The organism is Pseudoalteromonas porphyrae (genome assembly GCF_001298125.1).
In the GTDB taxonomy this organism is placed as follows: domain Bacteria; phylum Pseudomonadota; class Gammaproteobacteria; order Enterobacterales; family Alteromonadaceae; genus Pseudoalteromonas; species Pseudoalteromonas neustonica.
The window spans coordinates 135,378-146,408 of record NZ_LHPH01000013.1 but is presented as its reverse complement, the minus strand read 5'-3'; the positions used below and the strand labels follow the sequence as shown (position 1 = coordinate 146,408).

Below are 11,031 nucleotides of genomic sequence, written 5' to 3'. Positions count from 1 at the left end.
CTACAGATATATACGAAGGTCAAGACACCTCTTTTACAATTGACTTGAACTATAGGTTATTGGAGCCTTCAGCTACTATGAATGTGTTCTTTTCAGGAGAAAATGATGTATATTTTTCTCCTGATGAACCCTCAATAGACATCACACAAGCTGCTAATGGGAGTAGTTCAATTACTGTGAATCATGAGCCTATAGATTTAGAAGGTGCATCGCCATATTATTTAAATGTTTTAATGCAGCCATCTGACTCTGATTCAACGGCTATTTTTGACAGGAAATTATTAACAATACATTCTAATTGATCGTAATAAATATATAAAAACACGCCCTGAGGTCGGCAGTGAGCACTAAAGCTGACTGTTCAACATTTAAATAGGATCTCGGGTATGGTTGATATATCAATTAAAATACTATAAAAAGAGTAATTCGACAAACTTGTTTGAATGCTATAAATTTTTGAGTATTTATAAAGGAACGGTATGAGAATAAAGCAAACCATAATAATAACTATACTTTCTTTTCTACTTTTGTCATGTGAATCAACAAGCACAATAAGAAAGTCATCACTCTCACTTGAAGTTAAAGAAATGACAGGAATAACTGAATATAAAAAAGGAAATTATGAACAAGCATTTAATTTGCTTAAGGAGCCCGCTGCATGGGGTTACAAAGGCTCGCAGTACGTATTAGCTTATATGTTTTTAAAAGGTCAATATGTTGAACAGTCAATTCTGCTTGGAATGGGGTGGTTAGGTGTAGCCAAAGAGGCAAATGTAAAAGAGTGGAACACAGAGTATGAATATTTTTATTCATACGCCACAGCTGAACAAAAACAAAATATAAATGAAATAGTCAATGAATACATTAAAAGGTACGGGTTAAAGGCTCAGCATGTTACTTGTCAAAAGTCTCTTAATACGTCTACAAATAAAGTTGATGTAAAATGTCATAAATATGAAAGTCTCAGCACGCTATATGAAGTTGATATGATTGAGTAGTTAACGTAGCCAAAGATAGACCTTGAGCTAGAATGCAAAGAGCTAAAATTCATTTTTCGCTGTAAGTTTTAATTACGATGATTTCTGACTGTATGCCCAAATCATTAACTCTGGTCTAACAGCACAAAGCAATCTAATTTCTAGATCTATTATTTATATATTTTTATGTCTTCTTAAGCGCTTAGCCTCTTTGTGAATAATTCAATTAATTTTATCACCAAGAGGTTATTTCTTAAAAAGTGTACTAACCGAAGTGCGGGATAAACGCACGTCCTAGCTTCTGTAACCAAGCTTTTAGTATTAAAATAACCCCAAGCTTTCTTTTTACATTTTACGCGAAATAAAAGTAATCGATTGAAGCAAAATAGGAACTAAGCTATGGTAAATCAACAAAAATAAATTTTAAATGAGTTGTTCTTTTACAAGCTCGTTATGTGTTTTTATCATCGCAGAATGATTTAAGGAGCCAAATTGAGAAGAGCAATCGTTAGAATATTTAATCCGTCTGTAGTGAAATTATCTGGTGACATAATTGATATTGAATCTTTGGAAATTCCGAAAATAGAGAAAGAATTATTGCAAGACTTTAAAACTCGTATACTTAAATACAACTACGAGTTATGTTCTGAAAAAAATGGTATCACTGAATATACATCTACCAAGAGTAAAAGTTGGAGCTTGAAAGTAGTCGTAACGGAGAATGAAATATCCTTTACATGCCCAGAAACAAAGATGTTTAATTCATCACTTTTGTTTGAATCATTTCAAACAGCCTCTGAGCTATGTGATCACGATCGCCTTGCTTTACTCGATTGTAGTAGAGATAAGCAATGGATGAACCTAGCGCATTTACACAGATAAAAAATGAAATTGCTTGGTGCCTAAACATATAAAAGCAGGCTCTGAGGGCCACATCAAGCATTACTGCTCATCTTCCAACACTTAAAATTTAATGATAGAAATAAGATTAGAATATGAGTCAGTCCATAAAATACGCTGCTCTTTATTCAAACTAAAATAAGTGGCGCGTTTTTTAATCGAATTATCAAGATAAAAGTCTTGGTTATTGGTAACCACTACCCATTCTGCCGTATGTTCATTTTCATCATCGGAGGCGGAATAAAAATGCTGCATTTGCATGCCCGCTTTTTCAGATAAGGTGGCTACTAATGGTAATAAATCAAGGTGGTTATTAGAAATATGCAGCACCAGTAAACCGTCGTTCTCTAAGTGCTGCCAATACAGTTCAAAGGCCTCTAAGGTCAGTAAGTGAACTGGAATAGAGTCACTGGAAAATGCATCAACGATTAAAATTTGATATTGCTGGCTACCTTGTTGTTTAAGTTCGTTTTGTAATGTGATCCTCGCATCACCCAAGCGCACAGAGACATCTGCTTTGGAGGCTGATAAGTAACTAAAATAGCGATTTGCTGCAATCTCAACATGCGGGTTTAATTCGTAAAATACATATTCATCACCCGCATTTCCGTAGCTTGCTAGTGTGCCCGTACCTAGCCCAATAATGCCAACTTTTGTAGTCTCATTCTTGAAGTGCTGCAATGCTAATGATACACCGGTATTCTCGCGGTAATAACTAGTAGGGATTGTGTTATCTGTTGATAATAACTGTGTGCCATGTGATGTAGAGCCATCAAACAGCATGCGTACTGGCTGCTCAGTGTTTGTAAAATCTTTAACCGTTAATGTGCCGTAAAAATTACGGCTCGTATATATATCTTCTTGGTTATACAGGTTATTGAGTTTTAAAAAGTATCCACCAAATAAGGTCAAAGCAATCGCAGCCATTAGCATAAGGTGCATATTGTGCTTTTTTAGTTGCTTACTTAATGAAGCCGTATTTTGCTGTGAATAAACAGACCAACAAAAAAGTAGATAAACAAGTACGATTGCAATGAGAAACTCGTAGTATTGAGTAAACAAATACTCAGCAATAATGGAGGTGAATGCGCTGCCTACAACTCCACCTAGCGCCATAATTAAGTAAAACCAAGTAAGCGCGTGCTTTTTTGGTTTTAGGCTAAATAACTCACCATGGCATAGCATACAAGCAGAGAATAAAATTAAAGTATAAATAACAATTTGCGTAATAATATTAAATTGTGTGCCAATAAAAAACATCAATAATGACGCGATTGAACAACCACAAAATAAGGTTAACCAGTACTTACGTACATACCATTTTTCGGTATTAAAACAAATTATATAACTAAGCAAATAAATACACAGGGGAAGTATCCATAGAAAAGGCGTTGGCGGTATATTGATAGTCATTGCGTTAGTTGTTGAGACCATCACTGTCACACTCGTAGCAGATAGCAACAACCATAACAGTATTCTACTTACCTTAATTGGTTTTTCGACGGCGGTATTTTCAGCTGTATTTTCACTGTTAGTAGTCTGTGTATTGTAAAGCCGATACCCACTTAAAAGCATAAATACTGCAAATAAGGTGTACAAGGTCGACCATATGTTTGCTTGTAATGTTGTATTAAATATTGGCTCAATAACAAATGGGTATGATAACAGTGCTAATAATGACGCTAAGTTAGACAATGAATATAGTCGATACGGCTCTTTATTAATTTCTATTGTGCTATACCATTTTTGAATTAATGGCGCTGTCGCTGACAATAAAAAATAGGGAAACCCAATACTAAGCAATAATGAAAATATGATCTCAAGCTGTGGGGTTTGCCATTCAAAAATTGTGCTTTTTGTAAATGAAGTAATGGGTAACAAAAGTAAACTAAGGGCAATTAAAGTACAGTGAATGCTCACTTGATGATTTAATTTAGATAACCGAGTTAAACAGTGTGAATATAGATAACCTAAAAGCAGGAAAAGCTGGAAAAACAGCATGCAAGCTGTCCAAATTGCCGCTCCTCCACCAAAAATTGGCAATGCCATTTTTGCTAAGATTGGCTGAATTTGAAAGAGTAAAAAAGAACTAAGAAAAATCGTAATTAAAAAAGCCATAAATAAACATTAACCCACATTAAAGTAGGCCGCTTTTAAGTTAAACAGCGCTACTAATATCCATTTTATTAAAAGCATGATCATGCTAGTGAATTAAATAACTCATAAACTGCGTTATTTAATAATGGCTCACTAATTTAATGAAATGGGTATAACTCCCTGATGTATTGAGATTATTACATACTTAGCTATTCAATTAATACTTTGTTTGAAAATGCTGTAGTCGAATTAGCATCATACAGCATTTATGCGGTGTTTGATTTGATTGTCGTAAGTGTTAATCGTTACTTGACTGATAAATCATATTTAAGTACCAAAGCATCAATATACCGTGTGCGCAGTGTTTGTTGCTTTTCGTGATCAGCGCCGTGGCTCAGGGCACGGTTAAGTAACTTTAATGCAGGGTGTAGTTTTATGCGCTCATCTTGTGTTAAGTTTGCTTTAGTACGCAGCTCAGTTATGTCGTCTACGATTAGGCGGCCTATATCGACGGCGGCCATTTCGTCGATTAATCCGTTTTGTGTTAATACGCCGTATTTACTACATAAAAACTGTTGCCATACTTGCTGCAAATGTTCTTCAAGTTCACAGCCAAACAACTCTTCGTTAAACTCAAATCCTTGTTGCGCTAATTTAGTTAAGCTTGCTGTGTACTGTTGTGCAAAATAATTAAAAGCATGGCTAGATGATTCTATTTTTTGTTTTGCTAAACCTTGCCCCCAATTAACACAACCTCGTGGGTAATAATCGTCATATTCTTCACATTCATATAACCCTGAATAGGAACTGCAACTAAGCTGATTTTTTATACAATAACTAGGTTTTGGGAATAACCCATTTTGTTGCCAATCGCCAAGGGTGTCTTCATCGATTGCTAAAGCATGGCAAAGCTCTTCGCTATGGTAAAAGTGGGTTGCTAAAAATCGTGATAAACGCATAAAAGTGCACTCAAGGTTAAAAAATAAATATACTGTCTATTTATACAGTTGTTTATTTTGGCCTATGCACCTGAATAACACAAGTTATTTAATAAATTAGTGCCCCAATACTCGGAAAATGCCCGCTTTTATGATACAAATACGGCAAGTTTTTTTAAGAATATTTTTTTATGCGCTCCCTAGAACAAATTAAGCAAGCAAGTCTTATTACAGCAATTAAAACGCCGTATCTTCGTACTGGTGAAATTGATTTAGCCACGTACGATTTTTTAGTTGAACAGCAAATAGCTGCCGGTGTTGATGGTATTGTTGTTGGTGGCACAACGGGCGAAGGCCAGTTAATGAACTGGGAAGAGCATTTAATGCTGATTGCACACAGCGTTAATAAGTACTCAGGTAAGTTGATTATAGTGGGCAATACAGGCAGCAATAATACCCGTGAGGCAGTTAAAGCCACTGAATATGGCTTTGCAAGTGGTATGGATGCTGCATTGCAAATTAACCCTTATTACGGGCGTACATCACTGGCTGGCGTAAAAGAGCACTTTAAACGTGTATTAGCGATTGGACCTGCGTTTATTTATAACGTAGCCGGTCGCACAGGGCAAGATTTAACGCCTGACATTATGGAGCCTTTAGCTCAACACGAAAACTTTATTGGTGTAAAAGAGTGTGGTGGTAATGAGCGTGTTAGCCATTATGAACAGCAAGGTATTGCATGTTGGTCTGGTAATGATGATGAAGCACATGACGCTCGCCATAAGTTTGGTGCACATGGCGTTATTTCAGTAACTTCTAATTTGATCCCTGGTTTGTTCCGAGAATTAATGGATACCCAAAACGACAATTTAAATCAATCATTACAGCCTTTGATCGACTGGTTATTCTGTGAGCCAAACCCAATAGCGATTAATACGGCATTGATGATGACAGGGGCGGTTAAACCTGTATTTAGATTACCGTATGTACCACTTAATGACGAGCAACAAACGAAGGGCGTTACTCTTATAAATGCATTATCAGTTGACGATTTTGTTGGTGATATCGCGGTACCATTAGTTACTAAGGATTTAGTGATAGGCTAAAACAGTCTATTACTGAGTTTAAAAAGTCACCTTTGGGTGACTTTTTTGTTTAGGCTACTGCTCCAATGAGTAATTCACTCAGCTTAGCTTCTTGCTCAGCGACTTGTTCGAGCTTATTGGCTATATCGTCTAAGCTGATGTCACCCCGTTTTTTACAATATTTAACGGCATCCATAGCGAACTCTCGCCATAAGTCACCTACTAATGTTGTGTGTTCAGCGCATTGATTAAGAGCAGGGGTTTGAGTGAGCTGTGCGGCTTGCTCTAAAAAGCTCGCATACATAAATCTAAATCCAGCACCACCGGTGCCTATCTCTTCTTGCATACGCACAATGTGAGCTAGATAAAGGCGGGCATATTTAGGTGGCTTTTTATCTAACTGACGAATTTGTTTCGCCATATGACGAATGCCTTTTAGACCAAAATAAGGCAATACTAAGCCGTTCATCATTTTTGCGGTTTTTTTAATGGCTGGTTTAATAACGTGTTCAAGCTGTGTGTGAGTTGGCGTGCTGCGGATCACATACATGAGTCCTTTGGCTGCCAAAGCCCCTTTGGCGAAACGGGCATTTTTTAAATCCTCTGCAGCGCAGGTGACAGGGTGTTCAAATACAGGATCGCTGATCAAGTATTCACCTTGTTCATTTTTACCGTATACCACTAAGTTATGCGCATTAAAATGAAAACGCATATCTTCAGGGAAATAGGGCAACCAATAAACAGAACTCTGCAGGCCAACTAAGTTACCTTTGGCAAGTTCGTCATCGAGTGCTTGCATTCCTACATCTGGGTTTGAAAATTTTCGTGTTTCAAGATCAATATTTAGTTTTTTACATACCTTTTTTATGATTGTTTTTGGTGGCATGCGATAAGCAATAAGCGGCATACCACTTATTTTTACAAAAGGTAAATAAGCAAAAGTGAGGGCCGAAGCGAGGCCAAAAGCCATTGGCTCGCTCATATCAATGCCTTTACTTTGTAAAAGAGTGGCTACAACACCAGTTTCACAATGTGATGATTGCTGGTGGTTAATCGGTAAAATAATGTCAGGCATGAAGAGTTCGTTATTGTGAAGGCAATGAAAGTAAGGCGTCACGGCTAATTTTTAGCGTATCGCAATAGCGGTTTATGTTTTTATCAGACAATTTGGCAAAAATTGCGGGGCGTAAATGGCGTTTGATTTGCCATTGGAAAAAACCACTGGCGCCAGCAAGGGTCGCAATATCAAAGCGCCTTGCTAGCATATGATATGCCAGTGGTGAAATTTCACCGCGCAATGCTTGCTCAAGAGCTTGCGCGGTTTGTTCATTTAAATCATCAACAGCTAACTGGGTTGCAAAACTTTCGATTTCCCAACCAGATGATTTAACCCCTTGATAATGACCGCTATCATCTACAGCGTAAAGTAACTTGTTTTGGCCTTGGTAGCTTTTACTATTATCTTGAGGTACGTCATCTTTTTTCATAAAGTGCTCTTAACTATCGACTAACTACGGTTAATTGCATAAATGCACTTGAAAAACGCCCACTTTCTGGCACGTAACACAGTAATTTTTGACCGTCAGTCAATCGCCCTGACTTAAATAACTCGTCCAGCATAATGAAAATTGACGCAGAGCCCGTATTACCCTTTTCAGTTAAATTCGTAAACCATTTTTCAAATGGAATTTGAAAGTCGATGTTACTTAGGCCATCAAATAAACGCTCACGAAAGTAACCTGAAGAATAGTGCGGTAAGAAAAAGTCGTAATCAGTGGCCGTAAGTGCACGTTTTTTAGCTATTTTACTTAGGGCATCTTCAACAGTGTATTTTACAATGTTTTCGTTAAGTAGTTTTACATCTTGTTTGACTGATAAAATTGACTGCTGTTCTCGTTCTTTAGAGTCATAACGGGTCCAGCTTTTAAGTTGCCCATCGATTTTTTCAGCGCCAGCGTACATACACGCTTCTAGCTGATCTGCATAGGAGATAATATCAATCCAATCGATGCGCAAAGATAAACCGGTAGGATTTGCTTGGTTACTTAATAATGCAGCACCTGCACCATCAGAAAGCATCCAACGTAGAAAGTCTTTTTCAAAAGCAATTTCAGGTTTTTGATCCAGCATGTCTACTTTGTAATCACTCTCAGCACTAAAATTTCGGGAATGCATTACATTTGATGCTAATTCACTTGCAACAACGGCGCTGTGTTGGCTTTCGCCTGCTTTAACATTTAGGTAGGCGTATTTAAGTGCAGTCATACCACACAAACAAATCCCCGCAGTTGAGACAACCTCAAGGCTTGGGTTTTTAAGTTCACCATGGACCATAACACCGTGATTAGGCATGATTTGATCGGCCATCGAGGTACTTGCAACTAAACAGTCCAGTTGCTCTAGTCGGGTACCATCAATTGAAAATAAACCACGTACTGCGTCTGCAGCTAAAGAGGCATTGGTATAATTATACTCGCCTGTTTGAGGGTCGATGGCGTAGTAGCGGTTTTTAATTTGATTACTACGTAAAATGACTGGTTTAGCGCGTGAGCGCTGCCCTCCAACTTCACCTAATACAACTTCCATTTCTTTATTACTAACAGCTTCATTAGGCAATACAGCATGCAAGTTGTTTATGTATACAGCATTTTCCATAACGTACAACTACTCTCCTGATGGCTCGGCAAAATAGGCTTTTTGCTTGGCAATTCTTTTTCTAGTTAAGGGGGTGATTAATTTTTTTATTATTGCAGTAATTGGTACTACAGTAATAATTAAGGTCAGCAAAAATAACACATAGATCAATAGCCCACAACTGCGCCGCGTTGAGTGCATTGGGCCAAGCGTACTGAGGATTTTACTCCAAATGCGAAAGCTGTGTTGGCCAACACGCTCACTTGCAATAAACTTTTCATTTACTTTAACGGCGCCAAGGCCTTTTAATACAGGTTGTTGTAAGTATTGTTTATCTTGCAGTGCGTGTAATGCATTTTCTATCGCAACACCAAAACGACTGGCAGCTTTAATTTCATGCTCCGCTACCCCTGCTGCAGGTACCCACGAAACTGACTTTTTCTTGCCGGAGAACATCCAAAGAGGCGTTGCTAAGAAGCTAAAACCAGTTCCACATTCATCGCTAAGCACGACATTATCGATTAAATTGGCATTTACATTTTTTAGTAGCTGCTTCATTTTTTCTTGTGCACTTAACCACATACCACGACAGCCAATGACGGTAATGACAGGTTTATTGTTAAGTAGTCGTTGTGCTTGCTCTGACTGCATAAATGATGAAATAGGTAATGATGGAGATAAAAACCAGACTTGGTAAGTTAAAATAATTAAATCATAGTCATCATGTGCAGGCTCAACGACTTCCATAGGCTGGGGAGTCATTTTTACGCATTCAGGAAATATATGAAAAAATGTCAAAAAAGGCCATGGGAATGGGAATGGGGTACTTGGTTTTAAATTCAAATAATCAACAGTTATAGCTTCATTGGCACGTAAAGGAGTGACAATTGATTCTGTAATATTAGTCAGTTGACCCGTTTGTGAATAATGAATAACGAGGACCTTGCGCATCCTTTTACCTTTCCTAACGTCCTAAAAGTTCGCTATTATACATAACTATCAAAAATCAAACCATATAAATGGATGTTTACATGATGAAAATAATGGTTATTTTAATGATGCCTATGCTGTTTTCTGGTCAGCTTTTAGCTAATTCAGACCGTATCTCGCTGGCTATTTCATTCGCTAAATTCAAACAGCAAGAAGGTAACCTTCATTATCAAGTTCTTGATTGTAATGATAGCGAGGGTTCTTGGGATACGTTGGCGGTGATCACAACACAGCAACTACCAGTGTCCGCGGCTGTACACGATGTTACGGTTGAAGATTTACCCGTGGGAAAGTATTGCGTTCGTTTTTTTCAAGATTTAAATGCTAATGGGGAACTAGATCTTGCTGCAAACTCGGTTCCGCGTGAGCCTGTAGGCTTTTCAAATAATCCAAGTTTAATGATGGGCCAACCAGAACCTGAAGATTGTGTACTCCAATTGACACAAGATGAAGCGATTAAGGTAAAAGTTAATAATAAAAGACGCCGCTAATTCGCGGCGTCTTTTATGTTTGGTATTATTTAACCTGAGGTAAGGTTAGTTAAATTGCTTTGCTATTTCTTCTAAATTAAGTGTGCCTACTAGGTAATAGGGGCCTTTTCCTTTGATATGTGCTGGGCAATGTTTGCGTAATGCACGTACTGAGCTATTTTGCGCAGCGTCTTCAATTAGTCTTTTATAGCGACCATCTGTGTTTCTTGCTAATCCTTTACATACCCACGCTAATGTATCGTATTGTTGTTTACGAGCTTGCTGGTAATTTTGCGCAAAATACTCAGCTAAAGTATCGGTTACCTGTTGTGATGCATCACTTCTTATTGCGTAATCTTGAGCTAAACGTTTTATTTCAAGAACATTACCATGAGAAATGTCTAGTAAAGCTTGTTCTTCAATACTTCGGGATTGTGTCGCTTTTTTTGGAAGGGCTTGGAGTTGCTCTAAATTAATACTGCCGATGGTGTATTGTTCAACATGACTTTTTGGGAGACGTTTATACGACTTTTTAGCGTGTTTACGTACCTTCTTATGAGCGTCACTTTTAATTACACGATAAAGTAAATCACGGTATCGGGCACTATTAGACTCCCCAAGCGCTCTACATGCCCATGCTATTGAGTCTAGCTGATAATCAGGTGCGCTAAGGTAATTTTGTGCAACAAACTCTGCAAGTACATCAAGCACTTGCGTATTTGAAATATTGTTTGCAACTATAGATTGTGCTGCCATTGTCAGCTGGCTTAAATCACCTGATATTAGGCGATCGTAATCACGTTGCTCAGTGGAAGTTAAAGCAAAGGCAGAACTTGATAATGTAACTAAACTTAATCCTATTAATAACGACTTTAATGAAAACATAATCATTCCTTGTTTAAAAGAAGAAAATGCAGATTAGATGTCATCTGCGTGGCTA

At 37.7% G+C, this 11,031-nt stretch carries 12 protein-coding genes; 5 read left to right on the top strand and 7 right to left on the bottom strand.

Translation table 11 applies throughout. From position 1 onward, the window contains the following. From ADS77_RS22370 to ADS77_RS12640, 3 genes are all read left to right on the top strand, one after another. A partial coding sequence (locus ADS77_RS22370; RefSeq protein ID WP_161803884.1) for a hypothetical protein occupies window positions 1-302 on the top strand: 302 nt, incomplete at its 5' end. 177 nt (window positions 303-479) lie between these two features. Continuing rightward, on the top strand, window positions 480-998 hold the full coding sequence (locus ADS77_RS12645) for a hypothetical protein (RefSeq protein WP_054203856.1): 519 nt from the start codon (window positions 480-482) through the stop codon (window positions 996-998). Window positions 999-1,469: 471 nt separating this feature from the next. Continuing rightward, window positions 1,470-1,859 carry a hypothetical protein gene (locus ADS77_RS12640; protein WP_054454727.1) on the top strand — a complete coding sequence of 130 codons (390 nt, stop codon included), beginning with the start codon at window positions 1,470-1,472 and terminating at the stop codon, window positions 1,857-1,859. A gap of 81 nt (window positions 1,860-1,940) precedes the next feature. On the opposite strand, the gene ADS77_RS12635 is transcribed toward ADS77_RS12640, so the two are convergent. Further along, window positions 1,941-3,995, bottom strand: coding sequence for a fused MFS/spermidine synthase (locus ADS77_RS12635; protein ID WP_054454725.1), 2,055 nt, complete (start codon window positions 3,993-3,995; stop codon window positions 1,941-1,943). 284 nt (window positions 3,996-4,279) lie between these two features. Next, window positions 4,280-4,933: a DUF6058 family natural product biosynthesis protein gene (locus ADS77_RS12630; RefSeq protein ID WP_054203853.1), complete on the bottom strand. Its 654-nt coding sequence runs from the start codon at window positions 4,931-4,933 to the stop codon at window positions 4,280-4,282. Window positions 4,934-5,103: 170 nt separating this feature from the next. Between ADS77_RS12630 and dapA the strand changes: the two genes are divergently transcribed. Beyond that, window positions 5,104-6,018, top strand: coding sequence for a 4-hydroxy-tetrahydrodipicolinate synthase (gene dapA, locus ADS77_RS12625; RefSeq protein ID WP_054454723.1), 915 nt, complete (start codon window positions 5,104-5,106; stop codon window positions 6,016-6,018). 49 nt (window positions 6,019-6,067) lie between these two features. Here the strand turns inward: dapA and ADS77_RS12620 are convergent, their stop codons facing one another. From ADS77_RS12620 to ADS77_RS12605, 4 genes are read right to left on the bottom strand one after another with little or no spacing between them, the layout of a single operon-like run. Then, complete coding sequence (locus ADS77_RS12620) at window positions 6,068-7,072, bottom strand: BtrH N-terminal domain-containing protein (protein WP_054454719.1); 1,005 nt, start codon at window positions 7,070-7,072, stop codon at window positions 6,068-6,070. A gap of 10 nt (window positions 7,073-7,082) precedes the next feature. Then, the gene (locus ADS77_RS12615; protein WP_054203850.1) at window positions 7,083-7,484 is read right to left on the bottom strand and encodes a hypothetical protein; all 402 of its coding nucleotides are present in this window, start codon (window positions 7,482-7,484) and stop codon (window positions 7,083-7,085) included. A 13-nt stretch (window positions 7,485-7,497) separates the two neighbouring features. After that, window positions 7,498-8,652 (bottom strand): beta-ketoacyl-ACP synthase III, encoded by a 1,155-nt coding sequence (locus ADS77_RS12610; protein WP_054454717.1) that lies wholly within the window; start codon window positions 8,650-8,652, stop codon window positions 7,498-7,500. 9 nt (window positions 8,653-8,661) lie between these two features. Then, entirely contained in the window at window positions 8,662-9,582 is a 921-nt protein-coding gene (locus ADS77_RS12605) for a hypothetical protein (RefSeq protein WP_054203848.1), read from the bottom strand. An 80-nt stretch (window positions 9,583-9,662) separates the two neighbouring features. Here ADS77_RS12605 and ADS77_RS12600 point away from each other — a divergent pair, with 80 nt between their 5' ends. Continuing rightward, window positions 9,663-10,112, top strand: a complete 450-nt coding sequence (locus ADS77_RS12600; RefSeq protein ID WP_054203847.1) for a DUF2141 domain-containing protein — start codon at window positions 9,663-9,665, stop codon at window positions 10,110-10,112. A 45-nt stretch (window positions 10,113-10,157) separates the two neighbouring features. On the opposite strand, the gene ADS77_RS12595 is transcribed toward ADS77_RS12600, so the two are convergent. After that, complete coding sequence (locus tag ADS77_RS12595; protein ID WP_054454716.1) at window positions 10,158-10,976, bottom strand: hypothetical protein; 819 nt, start codon at window positions 10,974-10,976, stop codon at window positions 10,158-10,160. Window positions 10,977-11,031: the final 55 nt, after the last annotated feature.

Bases quoted from the DNA above. Each gene is read 5' to 3' on its own strand.
- ADS77_RS12635 (WP_054454725.1), bottom strand. From the start codon at position 3,995: ATGGCTTTTTTAATTACGATTTTTCTTAGTTCTTTTTTACTCTTTCAA.
- ADS77_RS12630 (WP_054203853.1), bottom strand. From the start codon at position 4,933: ATGCGTTTATCACGATTTTTAGCAACCCACTTTTACCATAGCGAAGAG.
- ADS77_RS12645 (WP_054203856.1), top strand. From the start codon at position 480: ATGAGAATAAAGCAAACCATAATAATAACTATACTTTCTTTTCTACTT.
- ADS77_RS12600 (WP_054203847.1), top strand. From the start codon at position 9,663: ATGATGAAAATAATGGTTATTTTAATGATGCCTATGCTGTTTTCTGGT.
- ADS77_RS12610 (WP_054454717.1), bottom strand. From the start codon at position 8,652: ATGGAAAATGCTGTATACATAAACAACTTGCATGCTGTATTGCCTAAT.
- ADS77_RS12595 (WP_054454716.1), bottom strand. From the start codon at position 10,976: ATGTTTTCATTAAAGTCGTTATTAATAGGATTAAGTTTAGTTACATTA.
- ADS77_RS12620 (WP_054454719.1), bottom strand. From the start codon at position 7,072: ATGCCTGACATTATTTTACCGATTAACCACCAGCAATCATCACATTGT.
- dapA (WP_054454723.1), top strand. From the start codon at position 5,104: ATGCGCTCCCTAGAACAAATTAAGCAAGCAAGTCTTATTACAGCAATT.
- ADS77_RS12615 (WP_054203850.1), bottom strand. From the start codon at position 7,484: ATGAAAAAAGATGACGTACCTCAAGATAATAGTAAAAGCTACCAAGGC.
- ADS77_RS12605 (WP_054203848.1), bottom strand. From the start codon at position 9,582: ATGCGCAAGGTCCTCGTTATTCATTATTCACAAACGGGTCAACTGACT.